23 protein-coding genes and 2 pseudogenes are annotated in these 22277 nt (G+C 35.2%); 7 read left to right on the top strand and 18 right to left on the bottom strand.

What is annotated here, in order from left to right; translation table 11 throughout:
- Positions 1–6: 6 nt before the first annotated feature.
- From aceB to A6J74_RS11295, 9 genes and pseudogenes are all read right to left on the bottom strand, one after another.
- The gene (gene aceB / locus A6J74_RS11260) at positions 7–1596 is read right to left on the bottom strand and encodes a malate synthase A (protein ID WP_000107647.1); all 1590 of its coding nucleotides are present in this window, start codon (positions 1594–1596) and stop codon (positions 7–9) included.
- A gap of 225 nt (positions 1597–1821) precedes the next feature.
- On the bottom strand, positions 1822–2730 hold the full coding sequence (locus A6J74_RS11265; RefSeq protein ID WP_000282399.1) for a DMT family transporter: 909 nt from the start codon (positions 2728–2730) through the stop codon (positions 1822–1824).
- 221 nt (positions 2731–2951) lie between these two features.
- Complete coding sequence (locus A6J74_RS30775; protein WP_406565830.1) at positions 2952–3905, bottom strand: methyl-accepting chemotaxis protein; 954 nt, start codon at positions 3903–3905, stop codon at positions 2952–2954.
- Between the two features lie 42 nt (positions 3906–3947).
- Positions 3948–4679: pseudogene (locus A6J74_RS30780) on the bottom strand (MCP four helix bundle domain-containing protein); the annotation flags it as partial.
- A 135-nt stretch (positions 4680–4814) separates the two neighbouring features.
- Positions 4815–6083 carry a M48 family metallopeptidase gene (locus A6J74_RS11275; protein WP_001233277.1) on the bottom strand — a complete coding sequence of 423 codons (1269 nt, stop codon included), beginning with the start codon at positions 6081–6083 and terminating at the stop codon, positions 4815–4817.
- Positions 6084–6371: 288 nt separating this feature from the next.
- Complete coding sequence (locus tag A6J74_RS11280; RefSeq protein WP_000949414.1) at positions 6372–6560, bottom strand: hypothetical protein; 189 nt, start codon at positions 6558–6560, stop codon at positions 6372–6374.
- A 15-nt stretch (positions 6561–6575) separates the two neighbouring features.
- Positions 6576–6875, bottom strand: coding sequence for a hypothetical protein (locus tag A6J74_RS11285; RefSeq protein WP_002105543.1), 300 nt, complete (start codon positions 6873–6875; stop codon positions 6576–6578).
- 31 nt (positions 6876–6906) lie between these two features.
- Positions 6907–7205, bottom strand: a pseudogene (locus tag A6J74_RS11290) (malate synthase).
- A gap of 61 nt (positions 7206–7266) precedes the next feature.
- Positions 7267–8115, bottom strand: coding sequence for a CPBP family intramembrane glutamic endopeptidase (locus A6J74_RS11295; RefSeq protein ID WP_001067943.1), 849 nt, complete (start codon positions 8113–8115; stop codon positions 7267–7269).
- 140 nt (positions 8116–8255) lie between these two features.
- On the opposite strand from A6J74_RS11295, the gene A6J74_RS11300 reads away from it, so the two are divergent.
- Together A6J74_RS11300 and A6J74_RS11305 are read left to right on the top strand one after the other, a co-directional pair.
- Positions 8256–8960, top strand: a complete 705-nt coding sequence (locus A6J74_RS11300) for a response regulator transcription factor (RefSeq protein WP_000283866.1) — start codon at positions 8256–8258, stop codon at positions 8958–8960.
- A 9-nt stretch (positions 8961–8969) separates the two neighbouring features.
- On the top strand, positions 8970–10712 hold the full coding sequence (locus A6J74_RS11305) for an ATP-binding response regulator (RefSeq protein WP_001052537.1): 1743 nt from the start codon (positions 8970–8972) through the stop codon (positions 10710–10712).
- A gap of 94 nt (positions 10713–10806) precedes the next feature.
- On the opposite strand, the gene A6J74_RS11310 is transcribed toward A6J74_RS11305, so the two are convergent.
- From A6J74_RS11310 to A6J74_RS11320, 3 genes are all read right to left on the bottom strand, one after another.
- A complete protein-coding gene (locus A6J74_RS11310; RefSeq protein ID WP_225988020.1) occupies positions 10807–11031 on the bottom strand; it encodes a YxiJ family protein in 225 nt (74 codons plus the stop codon).
- Between the two features lie 69 nt (positions 11032–11100).
- The gene (locus tag A6J74_RS11315; RefSeq protein WP_002109566.1) at positions 11101–11466 is read right to left on the bottom strand and encodes a VOC family protein; all 366 of its coding nucleotides are present in this window, start codon (positions 11464–11466) and stop codon (positions 11101–11103) included.
- A gap of 62 nt (positions 11467–11528) precedes the next feature.
- Complete coding sequence (locus A6J74_RS11320; RefSeq protein ID WP_000446845.1) at positions 11529–12431, bottom strand: AraC family transcriptional regulator; 903 nt, start codon at positions 12429–12431, stop codon at positions 11529–11531.
- Positions 12432–12549: 118 nt separating this feature from the next.
- Here A6J74_RS11320 and A6J74_RS11325 point away from each other — a divergent pair, with 118 nt between their 5' ends.
- On the top strand, positions 12550–13053 hold the full coding sequence (locus A6J74_RS11325; RefSeq protein WP_002038125.1) for an RNA polymerase sigma factor: 504 nt from the start codon (positions 12550–12552) through the stop codon (positions 13051–13053).
- 5 nt (positions 13054–13058) lie between these two features.
- On the top strand, positions 13059–14183 hold the full coding sequence (locus tag A6J74_RS11330) for an anti-sigma factor (protein ID WP_000501642.1): 1125 nt from the start codon (positions 13059–13061) through the stop codon (positions 14181–14183).
- Positions 14184–14226: 43 nt separating this feature from the next.
- Here the strand turns inward: A6J74_RS11330 and A6J74_RS11335 are convergent, their stop codons facing one another.
- Positions 14227–15204: an HD domain-containing protein gene (locus A6J74_RS11335; RefSeq protein WP_000587050.1), complete on the bottom strand. Its 978-nt coding sequence runs from the start codon at positions 15202–15204 to the stop codon at positions 14227–14229.
- A gap of 260 nt (positions 15205–15464) precedes the next feature.
- Between A6J74_RS11335 and A6J74_RS11340 the strand changes: the two genes are divergently transcribed.
- Positions 15465–16355, top strand: a complete 891-nt coding sequence (locus tag A6J74_RS11340; protein ID WP_080609502.1) for a CPBP family intramembrane glutamic endopeptidase — start codon at positions 15465–15467, stop codon at positions 16353–16355.
- A 72-nt stretch (positions 16356–16427) separates the two neighbouring features.
- Here A6J74_RS11340 and A6J74_RS11345 read toward each other — a convergent pair whose 3' ends face one another.
- On the bottom strand, positions 16428–17534 hold the full coding sequence (locus A6J74_RS11345) for a metallophosphoesterase (protein ID WP_000793633.1): 1107 nt from the start codon (positions 17532–17534) through the stop codon (positions 16428–16430).
- A gap of 34 nt (positions 17535–17568) precedes the next feature.
- On the opposite strand from A6J74_RS11345, the gene A6J74_RS11350 reads away from it, so the two are divergent.
- Positions 17569–17751, top strand: a complete 183-nt coding sequence (locus A6J74_RS11350; protein WP_033658360.1) for a hypothetical protein — start codon at positions 17569–17571, stop codon at positions 17749–17751.
- Between the two features lie 280 nt (positions 17752–18031).
- Positions 18032–18397: a hypothetical protein gene (locus tag A6J74_RS11355; protein WP_000432649.1), complete on the top strand. Its 366-nt coding sequence runs from the start codon at positions 18032–18034 to the stop codon at positions 18395–18397.
- A gap of 228 nt (positions 18398–18625) precedes the next feature.
- On the opposite strand, the gene A6J74_RS11360 is transcribed toward A6J74_RS11355, so the two are convergent.
- The 4 genes from A6J74_RS11360 to A6J74_RS11375 all read right to left on the bottom strand — a co-directional run bounded on the left by A6J74_RS11360 (position 18626) and on the right by A6J74_RS11375 (position 22277).
- Positions 18626–18877, bottom strand: coding sequence for a hypothetical protein (locus A6J74_RS11360; protein WP_000435466.1), 252 nt, complete (start codon positions 18875–18877; stop codon positions 18626–18628).
- Positions 18878–18988: 111 nt separating this feature from the next.
- Entirely contained in the window at positions 18989–20521 is a 1533-nt protein-coding gene (locus A6J74_RS11365) for a fatty acid--CoA ligase family protein (protein WP_001055206.1), read from the bottom strand.
- Between the two features lie 164 nt (positions 20522–20685).
- A complete protein-coding gene (locus A6J74_RS11370; RefSeq protein ID WP_000822232.1) occupies positions 20686–21111 on the bottom strand; it encodes a hypothetical protein in 426 nt (141 codons plus the stop codon).
- 176 nt (positions 21112–21287) lie between these two features.
- On the bottom strand, positions 21288–22277 hold the full coding sequence (locus A6J74_RS11375) for a lipoate--protein ligase (protein ID WP_000897263.1): 990 nt from the start codon (positions 22275–22277) through the stop codon (positions 21288–21290).

Below are 22277 nucleotides of genomic sequence, written 5' to 3' on the forward strand. Positions count from 1 at the left end.
TTCACTTTATAAAATTTCATAACCCGGTAATGTTAAAAACGGTACGAACTCATCATTCCGAATGAGGTTTGTAAACAATGTTGTCGCCTCTTGGAATCTCCCTTTCTTAAAGGCTTCTTTACCAATCTCTCTTTCTATCTTTACTAATTCTTCTTCTTTCCATTCTTCCATTAATTCGAGCGTAATATTGCGGCCATCATTTAGCTTTCCGCCTTCATGACGAATCCATTGCCATATTTGTGCTCTGGAGATTTCCGCAGTTGCTGCATCTTCCATTAAGTTATAAATTGGCGCTGCTCCCCGTCCACTTAACCAAGATGCAATATATTGAATACCTACACTAATATTCGTGCGAAGACCTTCTTCTGTAATCGTTCCCACTGGTACTTCTAATAAATCTTTTTCTGTAACACGTATTTCTTCACGTTTCCTAAAAATTTGATTCGGCGTTTTCATAATGTGATTAAATACTTCCATTGCAACCGGTACAAGTCCCGGGTGGGCAACCCAAGTCCCATCATGACCGTCTAAAGCTTCACGCTCCTTATCAGCACGCACCTTTTCGAAAGCCGCTTCATTCGCTTCTGGATTATTTTTAATCGGAATTTGTGCTGCCATTCCTCCGATTGCTGGTGCATTACGGCGATGACATGTTTGAATTACTTTTAAAGAATACGCGCGCATAAACGGCGCCGTCATCGTGACTTGCGCTCTATCTGGCAGTAAAAATTCATTATGATTACGGAAACCCTTTAAGAAGCTGAAAATGTAATCCCATCTTCCGCAGTTTAAGCCAGCAGAATGATCTTTTAGCTCATACAAAATTTCATCCATTTCAAACGAAGCGTGAATCGTCTCCAATAGCACAGTCGCTTTAATTGTTCCGTTTGGAATACCGATGTATTTTTGAGCAAATACGAATACATCGTTCCATAATCTCGCTTCTAAATAACTTTCCATTTTCGGTAAGTAAAAGTACGGGCCACTTCCTTTTTCTAAAAGCGCCTTCGCATTATGGAAAAAATACAGACCAAAATCCACTAAGCTGCCGGACATATTTTTCCCATCAACTTGCATATGCTTTTCCTCTAAATGCCATCCTCTTGGACGCACAATGAGTACAGCTGTTTTATCATTTAATCTATATTCTTTTCCTTTATCATTTTTGTGTGAGATCGTTCCCTTTACTGCATCTCGTAAGTTAATTTGGCCTTCAATCGCATTTTCCCAAGTTGGTGAATTCGAATCTTCAAAATCCGCCATAAAAAGATGAGCTCCTGAATTTAAAGCGTTAATGACCATCTTTCTATCTACCGGTCCAGTAATCTCTACGCGGCGATCCTCTAAATCTTTCGGAAGATTGGCGATTGTCCAATCCGCTTCACGTATGTGCTTTGTTTCTTCTAAAAACTTCGGAAACTCCCCTGCATCAATTCTTTTTTGTTTCTCTACACGTTTTTGTAATAGTTCTGTGCGGCGCTCATTGAAATTTTCATGTAGTTCCTTTAAAAAACTAAGCACCTCAGGTGTCAATATTTCGTTGTACGCTGGTAACATTTCTCCGGGCAATGTAACCCGTGAAGTTCGCGTCGACATATTAGCATCCCCTTCTTAAACTGTTTTATAACAGATTTGATTTTATGTTTTATATTATATAACAAACATTCAGAAAAGGAAGTTTTTTTTGAAAATTCATTTCATTTTTTTTGAAAACGCCGTTCTTTCGTGCTCTATTCCATACAAAAAAGGCCACTGTTATACAACAACGGCCTTTTCGTAACATCTTCCAAAATTAAAAATGAAATTATATCAAATACAACTTTACATTTCAGAGGTAGCACTTCCCTTCACCGATAGCTCCTTTTCTCTTCCTTTACGAAAAGTGAGTGCCATTCCTACAAAAATAAGGACAATCCCTACAACTTGCATACTAGTCGGTCTAAATCCGGTAAAGACCGTATCTAACAAAATTGCTACAGCAGGATCTAAAAACACTAATACAGAAATAAGTCTCGTCGATAAATCTCTTAAACTGTCAAAAAACAAGTAATATACAAACCCAGTATGTATAAGTCCTGTTGCCGTTATCATCATCCAGTTCGTCTCTGTTAAACCTTGAAACTGTCCGAAATCCACAAATGGTAACAATAAAAATATACCTAAAAACGTTTGTACAAATGTCATCGCATATGCACTCGTATGCTTGATTCCTTTTCCTAATAAAGTCGTAAAAGCATAAAATAACGCTGCAAGTAGTGCCCATACCATTCCAGATGACATGAGTTTCTCGAGCGACACACTTCCATCTACTCCAGCTACTAAAACCGTGCCGAGGAAACAAATGACAATGGACATAACGGCAAACACTGTTAGCCTCTCTTTAAATACGATACTCCCAATCATTAATACGATAATTGGAGCGAGATGATAGACAGAAATTGCAATTGTAATTGACATAACTTCAAACGCTTTAAATAGAAATACCCAGTTAAAAACGAGAAATACGCCGCACGCTAATATTTGCACAATCTCTTTTTTATTCCACTTTTCATTTTTATATTGTCCTGTCACTAACCAACATAACGCTAAAAATATAGTTGCACAAATACAACGAACAAATACTAATTCAAAAGACGGTAAACCTGTTTGGACAGAAAAAAATCCAATTGATCCGAAAATAGACATCGAAAGGATCATTTTTATAGCCGGCATTGATTTTTTATTGTACACCCTTTCTCTCCTCCTACAATCACTCTCTTATAAAACTAAAAATTCTAAAAACATTACTTATTATTATATATTACAATCAAAAAATTGTAAAAAACTAGAATATAACGAGTGACATCCACACAAAATTTTCATAATAAAAAATCATCCTTTTGTATTCCACAGGATGATTTTTTATATGTATTGAGAGGACTATATATTTATAAAGACTTACATATACTCTACTATTTTTGAAGAGTAAATTGGGAAACTATTTGTTTTAGTCCTCCTGCTACGTTGTGCAGATGTTCAATTGAAGTCGAAATCTCTTGAACAGATTTTTCTTGCTGTTGAATAGACTCTTTTACCCTATCAGTTCGATCAGATGATCTTTGAGAAATTTGCGCCATATCTTCTGTAGAAGCAGAAATCTCCTCACTACTCGCTGCAATTTCATCTGTAGACATAGATACCGTTTGAATTTGCTCAGATACTTGCTGCACTTTTTCTGTAATAGTTCCAAATACTTTTTCTGTATGCATTACTACTTGTGTACCTGCCTGTACCTCATTATCTACTTTCCCCATCATATGTACCGTATGATTCGTTGTTCCCATAACTTGAGTAATAAGCTTCTCAATTTGTTTAGCAGAATCACTAGATTGTTCTGCTAATTTTCGTACTTCATCTGCCACAATTGCAAATCCTCTACCACTTTCTCCAGCACGTGCAGCCTCAATTGCGGCGTTTAATGCTAATAAGTTAATCTGAGAGGTAATACCTTGCATAACATCAATGATTTTAACAATTTCTTCTGATTGTTCTTTCATAGTCTCTACTTGTTTCACACCGCTATGTACTGAATTTTGGATTGTATCCATCTGTTGAATCATTTGTTTCATTAATTTGTTACCACTCTCTGCATCTAGTGCTGATTGAGCAGACAATTCATTTACAGAGGATGATGTATTCACTATACTCTGCATTCCTTGTGTCAACTCTTCCATCGCACCCGCAGTTTGTTCCATTGCTTGCATTTGGCTCTCTGCGCCATTGGCAACTTCTTCAATATCCATAGTAATTTTCTTTGCTGCACCGCTAGATACTTCTGATGCAGATACTACTCCGTCTGCATGTTGGAATAAAAGCTGAATATTATTCTCTACTTCTTGCATATTTGTTCTTAGCCCTGCAATCATCTCGTTAAAATCACTTACTAATATACCTAATTCATCTTTAGCATTATAATCACCATGTACAGTTAAATCTCCCTCTTTTGCTCTTTCCATCATACGACTAACCGTTTGTAAAGGAGCAACTATAAGCTTGCTAATAATATAACTTACTATACATATAATGATTGTAGTAACTACTGCAAGAATGATAAAGGTAATAACGGACCGATCTATCATTTTTTGAGAATCTTTAAATACTTGGCCAGCTAAGTTTGAAACATAAGTTTCTAAATCTACAGCATAACCAGCTAACTCTACTCCCTTCGGTTTTAAGTCCTTTTGAAATTCGTTTACCATTTGAGATTCATTTGTTCCCTTCGCTTTGTCAAACAACTTCTTATATGTCTCCATATAACTTGGCAAAGATTTCTTCATCTTCTGAAACAGCTCATCCTCTTGCTTACTTAAATTAACGCCATCATCATATTCTTTTAATAAAGAATCATATTTTTTAAGATCCTTTTCAACATTACTAATAATCCCTTCTTTATTTGTCCCCTCATTCTGTGACGTTGTAATTAATTCTAGTAAGTTATATTCTAGTGAATTTTGTGTACGAAGCATACCTTCTAATATAACTGCAGAATTTTGATAATCATCTACTACAATCTCTGTATCGCGCTTAATCTTATTAATAGAATTAATTGCTACACAGCTCATAATTGTCATGCCCAAAACTGCTAATGAGATAAGTAAGAATAATTTATGTTTCACTTTTAAATTTTGTAAAAAATACATATTTCCACCTTTATTCCTTTATATATAGATTTTTAGAATTTTATAGCTTATTATTTACAAAATCTCAATAAAAAGCAATGATAAATATTCCCAATACCAAACTTATATTTCTATAAAAAAGAAGTAGCATAATCGCTACTTCTTGTTTTTTTGTTCCTCATATTGTTCAAACGTATGAATTCTTTCGAAAATTGGTGGATGTGTGTATAAGAAAAATTTGACTAACACAGGTGGATTCACTTGGCTTAAGCTTGTTTTTGATAAATATTGAAAAGTTCTCACACCAGATTTCCCATCTTTCGTCATATTTAAAGCATATTGATCTGCCGCTCGTTCTTCTATTCGTGAAACGTAGTTTGTTGCTGGTTGTGATGCAAAAGATAATAAAGAGGAAATTAAGAAAAACAAAGGTAAAATTGAAAAACATGCCATTTTGGAAATTTGCAGCGTATCTCCCCATTTTCGAATACACATATTTAAAATACGACTAATTACATACATACCTATAAACGATATGAAAATATAACTCGCAACGCCCCAATATATATGTTTCATTACGTAATGTCCCATTTCATGGGCCATAATAAATAAAATCTCTTTATCTTTTAATTGCTTAAGCGTTGTATCCCACATTACAATACGCGAGTTAAGGCCAATTCCTGTTACATATGCATTTAACGAATTCGTTTTTTCCGACATATTTACTTCATATACGTGTTTAGCAGGAATGTCAGCTTTGTCTGCCATCGCTAAAATTTTCGTTTCTAACTCTTTATTTTTCAACGTCGAGAAGTCATTGTAAAGTGGATCAATAATAACAGGCTGTACGAACGTTAAAAAGATTGTAAATGGTACAGAGAGTGCCCATCCTGCTAGCCACCATCTCTTCGGGAATTTACGGATAAGCCATAAAAGAACTGTAACAATGAGTAACATCGTCGCATAATTAACCCAAAAATCGATAACGTGATCTTTTATCCAGCTTTGTGTACTTTGCGTGGAAATACCGTAATCAACCGACACTTTACGCCCAATCCATTGCATCGGTAATGCCAGTACCGTTGTGAGTAATGATAAATAAAAGAAATAAATCGCAACTTGTAAGACACTTATTTTAGTCGTTTCCGTTGACCATTTCTCAAACTTTTTTGAAATACCGAGCACGAGTACAAATAATAAAATAATCCATTCAAGAGGCGTCGCTAAAAAGAACAGTAAATTTTTCACGCGCGAATAATCTTGGCTTAGCGTAAGCTCTTTCGCATTCATAAAGGTTTCTGGATCTGCACTCGTTCCTTTATACATGTCCGGAATGAGTTCATGATTCCATCCAAATAAATACCAATATATAAATAACGCAAATCCAACGTACAAAAAAAGCGACCACCCAATAACTTTCCTCACGTTATTCCCTCCTCTATGCTGCCTGTCTATTATTATTGTAAGTTCGTACATGCTAAATTAGAACAAGCTAATTACGAGAATTGCTCGAGAGCCTTCTATTTACATAAAGTGAAACTTTAATCAGTGGGGGTTTTCTTCATCCCCCCACTGATTATTAGCCTTCACCAATCGGGCTTTTACGGGCAGTTGATCCCTCGCCTAACTTCTTTGCTGTCACTGAATTTTGAGGTGGGAGTCTTACTGCCCGTTAATGCGGGATAAAAAAAACTCTTCTACATAAGAAGAGTTTTACCTATTTTTAGACACTTTCCTCGGTTCATAATTCGGAATAAGAAAAGCACTTACAAACCAGCACATTAAACCAGCGCCTTTTACATATTTTACATATTCATAGTCTTGAAAAAATAGCGTCGTTATAATAATCGTAAAAAAACCTACTAAAACAAATATATACCCTATTTGTTTCTTCGATAACATAAATACTTATCCCCCTTAAGGCAGTACATCTATTAACAAACTGAAATCTTGTACCGAAAAAGAACTATATTTCATAATACCTTGTACAGCTAAAAGTAAAACAAGACCGATCACACACATATAGTTAACACTTTCGTCACCCTTTTTTTCAGTAACCATGCCACCACTTATACATAAGACCCCTAATAAATGGAGCGCTAAATACATGAAAAAGTAGGCTTCCTCCCAGCGGAGAATAACATTTACTGTCGTTATTAGCACTATGCTAAGTAAAATCAAATAAAAAAACTTATTTGATGATATTGTTTCATTCATATAATTTTATACATTCCTTTCAAATTTAGAATTAATGATGTCTCAAAGCTATAAAGTAAATGATTGTTTTCATACCATAAAACAAAAGGAAAGCTCCCATTACTTTCGCGAATACTTTATGAACCCGCACATACTTCTCTTCATTTTTTCTGAAGATACGCTTCATCATTACTTCTAACATTAGACCGAATATTATTAAAATCCCTAATACAATAAGAAGAGAAATAATATTTTCTTTTAAATGAGTACTAGAAAATAAGTAATACTCCGGAAACACAATTGTATCTACTACAGGTTAAAAAGCCAATGACAAAAGCCTTTATCACACATATCTGTAATAGACGTAGCATCTATAATGTCTTTCAATATTTTTTCAATCGTTTTCTTCGTCTCATTTATCTCCCACTACATTTGCAAAACTCTCTACCTGCTCTGCGTATATAACTGGCACTTCTTTACTCCAGTATTTGCGGTTAACAAATAAAAAGATGAGTACTAAATTTAATCCTGTTATAAAAATAATCAGTCCTGGAAAGAACGTCGTATAGTTTGAGAAATCTGCAAAACTCATGATCTTTTCTCTACTTACTAGGAACGATGCACAAAGTACAAATGTATTATTTAACATATGTATCGCAATTGGCATGAGTAAGCTTTTCGTACGAATATATACGATTGATAATACGATACTAAATACGGCGGCACCGAGAAAATCGACATGTAATATCGCAAATAAAAGTGCCACTGCAATCATCGCTATACTCGTTCCCCATTTCGCAGCAAAGCGCTGAAGTAAAAATCCACGAAAAACAAATTCTCCAATAATAGGTGCGATAAATACAACCATAATAAATTGATATATATATCCCCCGGCACTATCTACAATCGGTTTGTGTAAAGCATTCATAATAAAATCTGGTGTAATCCATGCAAAGCTGTACATGTATAAAATCAGATACCCGTAACTGAACATGCACAACATAATCGTAATGTATATAACTTGCACCAAGTTAAATGTTTCATTTTTATTAAGAAATAATGAAAATGAAACACGGTGCTTTCTATACTCATAAAAAATCCATGCAATCGGAAGGATATAAAATATAAGTATATTTATAAAAGATGAATTTTGTATATGAAATGTACTTTCTAGCAATTTTTCACTACTTCTCGCTACTAAAATTAATAGTGCAAATACAATTAAAAAATATCTAGCTCGCATCATTTGAAACGGATTCACACTCATCTCCTCCCCTATGTTACTTTTATCATATCATTTGATTCTTAATTTTTTATAAAAGAAAACCTTAAATTTTCCTTAAAAATTCCATATGTTACAAAAAGATGATATGATATTCGAGGAAATTAAGGGGGATTCTTATGTATCAAGCAAATATATTACTCGTCGATGATGAAACAGCAATTTTACAACTACTAACTACCATTCTTGAAAAAGAAGGTTTTTCTCATATTACAACTGCAACATCAGCTGAATTAGCTTTATCTCTCATCGAACAAAACAATTACGATTTAATTATTTTAGATGTCATGCTTCCTGGACAATCTGGTTTTGATATTTGTCCAATTATTCGCCAACAAACAGATTGTCCGATTTTCTTCCTATCAGCGAAGGCATCTGATCTAGATAAAATATCTGGATTTTCATACGGTGCAGATGATTATATTACGAAGCCATTTAATCCATTAGAAGTCGTAGCTCGTATGAAAGCACAACTTCGAAGACATATGAAACAAACCGTACCACACGAACAAAAAGCACACTCCATTTCATTTGGGAGATTTGAAATTGATCAACATTCCGCAGAACTTACAGTAAATGGACACGTTGTCGAATGTTCCGCTCAACTGTTTCAACTACTACTCTTCTTTTGTGAGAATCCGAACTACGTATTTTCGAAAGAAGAAATATACGAAAAAGTTTGGGGAGCACCCGCCTATAATGGCGATGACAATACTGTTATGGTCCACATTCGAAAGCTACGCGAAAAAATTGAACAAGACCCAAGTAAACCAGAATACATAAAAACTGTTCGCGGACTTGGCTATAAGTTCGTTACAAAGTAGGGTGACAATATGAATCTTAATAAACGACTTATCATCCAATTTATACTGCAACACGTTTTTGTTTTAGTTACATTACTTATTGCTGTAGTCGCTGCTTTCACTTATTTAATTTTTCTTGTTACTAGTATTTCATACGAACCTAATATTCCGGATTCTGATAGTTTTACAATTTCAAGATATATCTCTTCAGAAGATGGCGATATTACGTTAAAAACGGAAGTAAAAGATTTAATTAAAGAGAAAAATGATTGGATTCAGATTGTAGAGGAAAACGGGAAAGTCCTCTATCAATTTAATACACCAAGTGATGTCCCAACTTCTTATACGAAAACATCTTTACTCGCACATATACAGAATCATATAGAAAGCCCTTATACATTTACATATTGGGAAATTGAAGTAGAAGAAAAAAACGTACTTGTTATTTACGGCGGTATGTTAAAAAGTAATGCATTACTAAAAACAATTCAGAAAGAACACTCTTCTGTACCTACAGATTCGTTCACATTAACAGAACAAGAAAAACAGTTACTCTCTAAAGAAAAAGCAACGCTGCAAATATTTAATCATAGTGGCGAAGAGGTTTTTTCCTATCCAACTGGAAAGAAAAAAACACTTTCTACAATACAGACTGCTCTTAACGAAAAAGAACCGTGGAATCATAAAGAAAACACGTCTAGCTTTTACGATGCAAATAGTGGTCAGCTTCTCGTCGTTACAGCAAAAAATGAACGATACTACCCAGATGACGAAATTGAGGATGTATTTACTAAGAAGTTTCTAATCGGATGCGGATTAATCCTTCTTATCGTCTTTGTTTATTTAGTCATTCTATCTATTTGGTACGGAAATAAGTTTGGGAAACCGTTACTACACGCAATGCGTTGGCTTAAAAATATCGCTGGTGGAAAATATGAAGAGCCTGTTAGTAAAAAAGGAAAACCAGTTCGATTCAGGCGATCTGGTAAAGAAAAATGGTCATTTCGCTTATTTAGAGATGTTACTAGCTCACTAGAGCACCTTTCAATTACACTCAAAAAAAATGATGCGATGAGGCAAGTACTGCAGCAAACACGTGAAGAATGGATTACCGGTCTAACGCACGATTTAAAAACACCACTTAGCTCTATATATGGCTACGCATTATTACTAGAATCAAAGCAGTATAACTGGACTGATCGTGACATTCAGCAATTCGGCAGCGTTATGAAAGAGAAATCTCAATATATGACTACACTAATTGACGATTTAAGCTTAACGTATCAATTAAAAAATAACAGCCTTCCTGCCCAGCACGTAAACATTGAAATGAATCAATTCGTCCAAAAAGTATTATTACAATTTATTAATAATCCGACACTGCAAAATCAAAATATTGAATTCGTACCGAGCTCAAATAAAATTCAATATTTCATTGAAGAAAAATGGTTCCAGCGTATTATCGAAAACTTACTAGCAAACGCTGTGAAACATAATAATGAAACGACAAATGTAATCGTAAAGCTTTCGCAGGATGTAAATTCATTTACACTATCTATTTCAGATAACGGAAAAGGAATGGACGATAAAACGAAAGAACTTTTATTCGAGCGATATTACAGAGGGACTAATACAGAAGAAAGCAACATCGGAACTGGACTTGGTCTCGCCATTACGAAACAGCTCGTTCATGCCCATAACGGGACAATTTCTATTGATAGTGAACTCGGGAAAGGAACGACGATTGTTCTTGTATTTCCGTTTCGTTCATAAAAAAGGTGCTTTACAAAAGCACCTTTTCTTTAATACTCTTCTATGATAACAATTAATAACTTCCGGATTTGTTCATATATGCTTAGTTGGCGATTCAATTCCACATATTGTTCCATATACCTATAAATAAATATTCTGGATACGCTTGTAAAAAGCTTTTATACAACAACTCTCTTTGTAATTCCAGAATTTTTTTAGAAAAAAGAACATAACTCAAATTCCCATCTATTAATGACGTATAACTGTAAAAATCCTCCACAAAAGAATCTGTCTTATATTCCTCTTCAATTCTTTCTATATCTTCCGATGGGTATGGTATTTCTAACTCTTCTTTTAAATATTCAAGCTTTTGACGAAGTCCATGTTAATTTTTACTATGTCTTCTCTCCTATTTCCCTACTAACACAAACACATTCTCATCAGGCGCTTCCATTACCGCAACATGTCCTGATTCTGTTGGAAATGGTTCACGAATCCATTTTACATCTTTATTATCTTTTAAACTTCCATACGTTTGTTGTACATCTTCTACTAATACTTCGACTTCCATAAAATTAATATCCGGATGATTACTTATTACTAACTCCGAACTTTTTTCATCTAGAAACTTCAATCCTATTAACGTCCAAATAACCCCTTCTTCTAGTTCTCTTTCTATAATCCAGTTTTGCTTCATTCCCATTTCTTTATAAAAAGAAACCGACTTCTCTATATCCTTCGTATGTATAGATACACATTCTAGTTTTTTGAACATCTTCCCATTTCCCCTTTATTAAAAAGCGAACCATCTCCCAATGATTCGCTTTTACCCTATTATTATTTTTTCTTCACCGGTATCCAAAGCTCTACTTGAGCGAACTCACTCTTATCTTCGTGGCAACGCTCATCATATAGTTCAAACTCTGTAACGCCGCAATGTTCATATCCTGAATGCGGGAACCATTCTGAAAATACTGCATTCCACGTTTGATGAATAGACGACACCATTTCTGCATGAGGAACTTTCGGTGTTGTAAATACGGCATATGTTGCTGCCGGGAAAGTACGCTTTGCAACCTCATTTGGTACATTTTCAAAGTCTGTAACTTCCATTCCGATAATATAAGTGAAGTCCCCTGTTTCTAAATTAAAATCTGTACATAATCCAAGTTCTACCCATTGGCTCGTATCTTTACGATTCGGAATCGTTGTTCCAAGATCTTTTTGTAAATATTCTTGCCAAAATGCTGGAATGTCTTGGTGGTTTTTCCCTTCTTTACTTGTCGTCTTCAGTTCATAACCTGCCATTAAAAATTCTGGTTTATTTACAATACGATATTCCATTTGTATGCCCCCTAAATACGGATTTAATTTTCTTTGTTTTACATTCACACTGTAATACATCGGTGTTTCAATTTCTTGTTTTCGATATTCACTCGGTGTCATTTGAAATAATTTTTTAAAGGCTCTCGTGAACGTTTCATGAGATTGAAAGCCATGCTCAAACGCGATATCAATAACTTTTTCATCCGTATGAGAAAGTTGATAAGCTGCCCGGGCTAACCTCCTCTTTCGAACATACTCCATTACTGTATCACCTACTAACGCCTGAAATACACGATGAAAATGCGACTCAGAAAAACCTGCAATGCGAGCTAAATTACGCAGCGTCTGTTTTTCCATTACATCCTCCTCAATATAATCAATGGACCTTTGAATTTGTGTTTCATAGCTTTCCATCTCTGTTCACCCGCCTTATATGTATTATGATAAAAGAGAATCCTATCCAATTCTTGACGTTTTTTACTATAATTTTAAAAACAAATGTAACTTTTTTATATGTATTTCGTTGTTATGTATGAAGGGAGGGAAATTAGTGAAACGCAAACAATCATTAGAAGACATTTATTCAGATCATATGCATGATTTATTTCGCTATCTTCTCTCCCTAACCGGAGATTCCCACTACGCGGAAGATCTTATGCAAGAAACATTTTACCGAATGCTCGTCCATATTGACTATTATAAAGGAGAAGAAATTAGACCTTGGTTATTTACAATTGCCTACAACGCCTTTATCGATTGGTACCGAAAAGAGAAAAAATATAAAACAACGAAAATTGAAGAATTCCATTTACCACACGTGCCAAGTACAGAGCACTCTTATTTCGTAAAACATGAGATTGCTAGTTGGTTAGAAGGTTTATCTTCTCTTCCGCTCGAAAGACGAAATGTCCTGTTACTACGAGATTACTACGGATTCTCCTATAAGGAAATAGCAGAAATGACTGGTCTCTCATTAGCGAAAGTAAAAATTGAATTACACCGCGGACGAAAAGAAGCAAAAAGCATAAAGGAGTGATACAGATGGGTTGTGCAGAGTTTAAAAAACTTTGGGAGAAATATGAAAAAGGAACGCTCACACGTGATGAGCAAGAACAGTTAGAAAGTCATATAGAAACTTGTGCAGAATGTGAAGCTCATTTAGATGAATTGCTTACGAAGAGTGAACCCGTAAAGAAAAAATTACCGCCAAAAGATCTTAAAGTTCCTTTTTGGAGAATTAAGTGGAAACATCGATTACAAACGTTTGGTTTTATATTATCCATTTGCATCGTTATATATATAATCGGTGGGGTATTATCAGCCTTTTATTTTCAAGCTAATAATGATAAAAGGCTAGAAGAAATTAGAGAGGTTCCTTCACTTGCACTTGAAGCAACGATCCCAAATAGCCGCGTTATGGGGGGCGGAACAAGTGTAGAAGCTTTTTTCCGTACGAACAGCAGCTTTGATTTAGTAAGAACCGTCGGTAAAAAAGAAATGCCACTCGGTACAGTAGAAACAAAAAGCTTCTTATCATCTGTAGATGTCACGAAACAAACTTGGATGAATCCGTTCTATCAACCAAAGCTTTTCTTTGTTCATCCTAAAACAAAGCAGGGTGATTATTTAAAGGATTCCTCAAAAAAAGTATGGGATACACTTGCAAAAGTACATGATGGAACCGTTGCAGAAGTAGCAATTTCTTTTGATAAATCTTACACTTTAAAAGAATTAGAACCGCTTTTATATAGCATATTTGAAGCACAAGAACTCCCTCCAACTCCTGTATGGTACGCTTTAGATACAGGGCAAGACAGAAAAAATGTAGATGACTATATCCTACATGGCGGAGAAGCTATAGGATTTCCAGAACATGTAAGATTCCTCGATAATGATACTGACAAGCAGAAAACGCAAGAAGATCAAGTAATCGAAATGATGCGCGTCCTTTCTATCCATAAAAAAACAGTAAGCAAAATAGCTGCGCTTTCTGAGAAAGAACTAAACTTAGATAAACGTTATCAATATGTAAAAGATAACGGTGTAAAAGTATACGGAATTGTTATTACTGGCCCATCGAAAGAGTTATTAAAATTACAAAACTCCCCGCACGTACGTTATGCGACTCTTGGAGATATTGAGATGTGGAATTGGTTTGATAATTAACAGGAAAGAAGTAGAGCATCCAAAAGTGATGCTCTACTTCTTTTTAATTAGAAATCACTTTCACATACATCCCTCTCACCGATTTTTCATAAGCGATATCGCTCATCTCTCTTATTTTTTCTGATACGACAGATGACTGAATGATTTTCCCTTCACGAAGTAATGGCGGGTCAATAAGACGGACTTTATTTTTCTGATGTAAATCATACTCACTTCTATCTTCTCTTACTTTTACATTTGGATGGACTTTTCTTAATAAAGCATGTACTTCTGAATCGTTACATAGCTGCAATTTTACTATAAGCTCATGATCTTCAAGAAGAAAATCATCTGCATGAATAACTTGTTTATGAAGAGCTAACTTTAACGTCTTAGCTAACATATCATTTCCGTAAATATTAGTTGGTTGCATAAAGAAATCGATTACTTCTTTGTAATACGTTTCTGTAAACCATTCTGCCATTTTGATATTTTGAAGAACCATTTTCCCATCTACTTCGATGACATCCGATAAAAAATTGTGAACTTCTTCTAAAGAAACATATCCGTATGTATACATATCTCGTAATGTGTAATCCACCCGGTCTGCACATAATTCCGGCGCGGATCTTTCCAGTAACGTCCACTTCGAATCATCTAACAAAATATCTTCATAGTTATAACCATACTTTGAAAGAATTGCTGGAATTTCTGAGTTTTTCACAACAGAACTAAATATCTCTTCATGATAACTTTCATTCATATTATCAAAAACGTAATCCATTACATGAGAAAAAGTAGTATGTGATACGTCATGCAGTAAACCAGCAATCTGCTCTTCTACCGAACCACCTAGTTTTTTTATTAACAACATAACACCAACTGAATGATTAAATCGCGTTACATTCCATTTCTCATTCATTAAGTAACTTGCTCCGGCTTGATGAATCCCCTTCAACCTTTGCACTGGTTTACTTAAAATTAATTCTTCTAACACTTGATCTACTTCAAATTCTCCGTATAGTACATCTGATATGATCACTTACAGTCCCCCTTTTCAAGCAGAGTCTTTTTATAGTATCTCTTTTTTAAAGAAGAGTAAATATGCTATTCTGTCATTCCAATATGAACGTTCTGTTTTCAAAAAAGCGGTCCTCTATTCTCATCAAGTTAAATCATAAAAATTAAAATATTTCCACAGTTCTTCTTTTTTGTTTTAATAGATTTATAAATGCATATTCATTTAAAAACAGAAATAATTGAAAATCGATTCACCATTATAGTATGAAAGGTCGGATAACTATGGGTAGTTATTTTCCAAAAGCGGGGAAGCTCATTGGTGGAATCATTATACTTCTTATTTTGCTTTCATCTCTTTGGCTTATATGGATCGGAGAAACAAACATTCGTTACAGTGGGGATCATACGGGCACACTGCCTTTTTGGAACAAGTGGATCCCTGTTATTGTCGGTATACTCCTTGTTCGTTTCTTACCATCTCATCATAAAAACTATAATCCCCTTCAACAATTTGAACTAAGGCGCATCATAATTCAAACTGTTATTTTATTCTTTAGTGGCTTCCTCTTCACAATTTGTCTCCTCACCACGAACTTTAAAGGAATGACATTACAATTGTGGTTTATGATATTTAAAATTATTTTATTATTATTCACTCCATTCATGCTTCTTTTGTTTTATAAAAGTAACCCCGAAAAAGAACGACAAAAGCCTGTAAAATCAACGGAAGGTAATAGATGGTATCGGTTTACACCACTTATTGTCATTATAGTCTGGGGTTACTTCAACTTCTTTTCTACATTCTCTACACCATTTGTTTCAGCGAGAATGGAACCCGCGATTTTAATCTTAATTTTACTTGTAGGATTTCTTATAAATAGTGTACTGGAAGAGCTTTTTTATAGAGTTTGGTTGCAAACACGTTTGGAACTATTACTAGGCACTTGGCCGGCTATACTTCTTACATCATTATTATGGGCAAGCTGGCATATTGCATTACACGGCTCTGGTCATTGGGATATTGATACAGCTACGGTTATTGTGAACCATAGTATCGTAGGTCTATTCCTTGGATATTTGTGGGCGCGTTATCGCAAGGTATGGGTAATTATTATTGTTCATGGATTAATTAATGCACATCCACAACAACTAATTGAGATTATATTCAAGTAAAGGTCGCGATTACGAAATAAAAAATAAAAGGGATTACACATATTAATCATGTATAATCCCTTTTATTTAACCTTATTCAAACGTAACTTCTACCTGCACAATCTCCGACCTACTACCAAGTCTAAGCGGCGGTCCCCAAAATCCGAATCCAGAAGAAACAATTGCGTGGAATGCGCCTTTTTGTGCGTATCCCCAGTCTAGCTCGTACATTCTTCTCGTTACAATATGATTTGGCGCCATTTGTCCGCGGTGCGTATGACCGGATAATAATAAGTCTACACCTGCCGCCGCTGCTTGTTTTAACTCGAATGGCTGGTGATCCATTGCGATAACAGGCATCGATTTATCTACCGTACTCATTAATTGTTCAAAGCTTTGGCGATCTCGCTCTGTTTTATCTCTTCTTCCAACGAGATAAAAGTCATCTTCAATTGTGATCACTTCATCTAAAAGAATACGAATATCAATCCTATCCATCTCTTGTAAAAACTCTGGAACCGCTCTGCCGTAGTACTCATGGTTTCCTAAAACACCATATACGCCTAATGGAGCTTTCATTTGTTTCATAATATGACCCATGTTTTTTTGAATGAATACTCCTGGATGATCATCGATAATATCACCTGGCAGTAAAATAATATCAGGTTCCATTTCATTTACATGACGAACAAGTCTTTTCAAATGCGAAACGCCAGACAGTTTACCGAAATGCATATCAGAAGCCATCGCAATACGTAAACTTTTACGCCCCTCTACCTTTTTCGGTATGTGCACTTCGTATTTTCTTACTACTGGACTATACGCATTAAATACTCCATATGCAAAGATAAAGATAAACGCAGCTAACACAGCCGCCCCTGTCCAAATAATTGCTGTTTCTTTCTCAATCGAAAACTGTAAAAGAAAGACTGTTATATCAGCTAACGGCAATAACATAAGGGCGTATTGTATGACTGCAAACCAAATTGAACCAATCGTTCGAAGGAATGGGAGAAACTTAAACACTTGCACGAGAATATACGCATAAGAAATAAATCCGACTACGAAAGCATAATACCCCCAGGACTCCCAGCCAAATACTGCATGAAGCCAAACCCATCCGTTCCAGCCGATGTAAAACATAAGTAGCGTGTATATAATTAACATAGTAAATATATTGAAATAACGAAGATTCTTCACAGCTAGCCTCCTTATTGATTTCTTCTATTATAACTTGTTATGCACGTTTAACGTAAATATTAAGCACAGCAATCTTCACAATAAAAACATTGATAAGCACAGCGTTTTAAAATTTTTAGGAACTGCTGTAATGGGCATTTTAGAATCTTACGTGTTAGGCGAAATTGATAATGATATTGAATATGTTGCGATGCAGGTTGGGTTGGAAACAACGTAAAAGATGTTGATCAAAAAACATTTAATAAATCATTTACACTAGATTGGAAGAATAAAAAATTGGTAGAGAAAAAATAAAGAAAACCGAACCGCCACTTAGATGACGGTTCGGTTTTTATAGTTCGTTACCTTACTTTCAACAATTGAGCTAGCTCTTTAAGACTCCCTCTCAAAGAAAGTTCATTATTTATGTTAAAATATTGCGAGTAAGTTTCTGTCCTTAACGATTTTATCACGTATTAAACAAAATCATTTAAAAACGAAGAAAGGATGGTACTAACATGGAAAACGTATCAGATTTACATAAAGAGGAATCAATAAAATCCTTACAGTCAACAATCCGTAAACTCGAAAGTGCCTTGTCACAAATGACTCAGAAAGGCTCAAATACTACGTTAGTAAAGAAACGCCTCCAGGCAGCTTGTATCGGCTTAGCAATGCTAGATAGTGTTTGGAATCAAAAACCTCATCATTACAACCAGGAAGATTTAGCAGAAGCTCGCAATGTTCTTATCGGTTTGCTTCCATCAATTGAAAAAATTTACGTTAAGTCAAAGGTTGGTAGTCCTCAAAGAACTCTTTTAGAAAGAAGGATTAAATCTTTGGAACTTGCTATTCAAGCGATTAATAACACTTCTAATGAGTAACTTTTCCAACTAAAAAGTGGCAGGTGCTTTCATTCATTAAGAACAAAACAACTGTAAAGAGCCTTACTACAAACGTGTAGCAAGGCTTTTATTTCGAGCTTTATTATTTATAAGTACAATTATAAGCAGATTAATTTATCGTCTTAAACCCATTGTACTCATCCTTTTATTAATAATAATTATCAATAAATATCAAAAATAATAAACACCCCATCAAATGATGAATGTTTATTTATTACACAAATATGCTTTACGATCATTTTTAAATAATAAATAGTGCGCTGTATGAACTTTCCTCTCCAAATAATCAATTGAATACGTACCAGATGGATCTACTAAATCACCAATTGCTCCTGAAAGCTGGTCAATTACTTTCTGCAGTGTTTCTAAGTTTTTCTTCTCATTTTCAGCGTTCATTTCATCCATAATGTCACAAATAAGATATTGCACTCGCCGCAAACGTAATTCCTTCTGCTCCATGTATATCTCCTCCCTACTAGTCATATTACGGTTTAAATATATGGCGTCATAGCTTAACCAATGCAAAAAAATAGAGGCAACCAACTTCATAAAGCTGGTTGCCCCCCATTCTTACACTTGCATCGCTTTTTCTCTCAAAGCTCTTCTTAACAACTTACCCGTCGTATTCTTCGGCAATTCTGTTAAAAACTCTATGCTCATTGGCACTTTATATTTTGCTAAATGTAACGTGCAATAATGCATCAGCTCTTCTTCTGTTACGTTCGTTTGTTTCAGAACGACGAAAGCACGCACTGCTTCTCCTAAGTTTTCGTCTGGTACACCAATTACGACAACTTCAGCTACTGATTCGTGCGTATATAGTACCTCCTCTACTTCACGAGGGTAGACGTTATAACCACCAACTAGGACGATATCTTTTTTACGATCAACGATATAGAAGTAACCTTCTTCATCCATTTTCGCTAAGTCTCCTGTATATAGCCAGCCATCTTTTAATGTCGCAGCTGTATCTTCTGGTGCATTATAGTAACCCTTCATAACATTAGGTCCACGAACAATTAATTCACCGACTGCGCCGACTGGTACGTCTTCCCCAAGTTCATTCACAATTTTATTTTCTACATGCCAAATATTTGTGCCGATTGACCCTGGTTTACGCGGGCGATCTAACGGATTGAAACAAGTAACTGGTGATGCTTCTGATAAACCGTATCCTTCTGAAACAATTACGTCAAAACGTTTTTCAAAGTTTTGCAGAAGAGCAACAGGCATTGACGCACCACCTGAAATACAAAGGCGAAGCGTCTTCACATCTTCTGCGCTTGCTTCTTCAAATAAATATAAATAATTGTACATCGTCGGTACGCCAGCAAAAATCGTTGGTTCATACGTACGACAAATACGGAACACTTCTTTCGGACTAAATTTCGGTAACATTAAAATCGTTGCCCCGTTCACAATCGGTGCATTTACCGCAACTGTTAAACAGAATACATGGAACATAGGCAGTGCCGCAACGACGCGATCATCGGCCGTATATTGTAAATACGACGCCACATCGCTTGCGTTACTATATAAATTTTTATTTGTTAACATAGCACCTTTTGGTTTTCCAGTTGTGCCTGAAGTGTAGAGGATAACCGCTACATCTTCTTCATCTAGTTCCGGACCTTCGTAAGTCGCATCTCCAGTTCCTATAAAACTAGTAAACGTTTTCATTTTTTCGGTTTCTATATGATTAAAATCTGATGAGGTTTCGCATATGATGATGTTCTCTAGTGAAGGAAGTCTTGTTGTAAGAGATTGTATAACAGGTAGAAGGACGTCGAGTACGATGATTGTTTTTACATCTCCATTTTGTAAAATATAATGCATTTCGTCTGCTGTATAAATTGGATTAACTGGTATAACAGTTGCCCCAGCTTTCATTGTTCCGTATAAACCGACTAAAAAATGTGGTGAATTCCCAACAACTAATGCGACATTGTCCCCTTTTCCAATGCCCATTTCTGCTAAATTGCTAGAAAACCTTGTGACCATTTTGTTTAATTGGTCATACGAGACCGACTGATCCATAAAAACATAAGCCGGTTTATCCCCCTTCTGTTTTGCCGTTTCAGCCAAAGATTGAACGAGATTCACACAAACCCCACCTTTATAAAATTTAGAATATTTAAAAATTCTAAATTAATTATATTAAAAGAAAATTAAAGTGGCAAGTAATATCCTATTAACTGCATATACACGGCGTACTTCCTATTGAATAACTTTGGAAAAATATAGTGATTTCACTTACCAGCAAATTATTAAACGAGGACAGAAATCATTTTAGGATAATATGCACCTATCTTTTCTCTAAGCTTTTCAAGTTCTTCTTTATTTAAACTTGTATGCTCTCCATACAAGTTTATCGCGTCCGCTCCATTTTCATGAAAGTACACTGTAACATATACTGTCGGTAACCCTGTATCGTTTTCATCTATAGACAAGACAACATCTGGTATTTTACCAACAGTACTAAACATTTCATTTCTTTTCCATTTCTTACTTTGAAACATAGTTTGTATATCATCTATCTTTCGTTTGTTATCCGTATGCGTATAATATATAACATTATCCTTCGCTGGTTTTCCAATAGATAAAGTTGTACGACTTGAGGAGGTTTCATCGTTACACGCTGTCATCCCGATGAGGAAGCTGAGCAATAATACAACGCACATTATTCTTTTCATTTTGATCCACCTCCTTTTATTATGTATATTCCTTTATAAGGGGCAGATGACTCGTGAGTGGTGTTTTGAGGAAGATATTTGTGATAAGTGAAATTATATTAGCCGCAACTCAAAACCAAAAGTGACAATCCACACAAAAAGAAAGAGGCTGCCCTTTATGACAGCCTCCCCCATTTTTAGAAGAATAAATGTAAGAAATCTTCTGTTGTAATATTACCAAAGTAGCGTGCGATATCTACGCCTTCTAAAGCTGCAGTGAATGCATCTTTATCGAACTGTACGCCTGTTAAGCGTTCTTCAATGTCATGAACATCTAGTGATCCGAAGAAGTCACCGTAAATTTTACATTCTGTTACTGTTCCTTTTTTCACTTCAAGACGAACGTCAACTTGTCCAACTGGGAAGCGGTGTGAATGTTGTAAGTTGAACTTCGGAGATTTTCCGTAGTTCCAATCCCAATTTTGGTAGCGCTCTTCAGAAAGTTTATGTATTTCTTTCCAATCCGCTTCTGTTAATTCGTACGTTGGAATTTCTGTTTCACCTTCGAAAATGGTTTCTAGAAGAAGTTGTCTAAACTCTTCTGTCGTCATTTTTTCGTTTAAGAACTCTGTAATATTCGCAACGCGGCTACGGATTGATTTAATTCCTTTTGATTGAATCTTATCCATTTTTACTTTTAATGCCGATACGACGTGATCGATTTCAGAGTCAAATAGTAACGTACCGTGACTGAACATACGACCTTTCGTTGAGAACTGCGCGTTACCTGAAATTTTTCTACCTTCAGCTAAAATGTCGTTACGACCACTTAGTTCTGCATTTACGCCTAATTTACCAAGCGCTTTCGTTACAGGCTCTGTGAATTTTTTGAAGTTGCTGAAACTGTCTCCATCATCTTTCGTAATAAAGCTGAAGTTTAAGTTTCCTAAATCATGATATACCGCGCCCCCGCCTGATAGACGACGAACGACATGAATACCTTTTTCTTTTACGTAATCTGCATTAATTTCTTCTACTGTGTTTTGGTTTTTACCAATGATAATGGAAGGTTCGTTAATGTAGAACAGTAAATATGTTTCGTTAATATCTAAATTCTTCACACAATATTCTTCAATCGCTAAGTTTATTCTAGGATCTGTAATCCCTTTATTATCAATAAATAACAT

Origin of the sequence: Bacillus sp. FDAARGOS_235, from assembly GCF_002073415.2 — a bacterium.
Taxonomy (GTDB): Bacteria; Bacillota; Bacilli; order Bacillales; family Bacillaceae_G; genus Bacillus_A; species Bacillus_A toyonensis.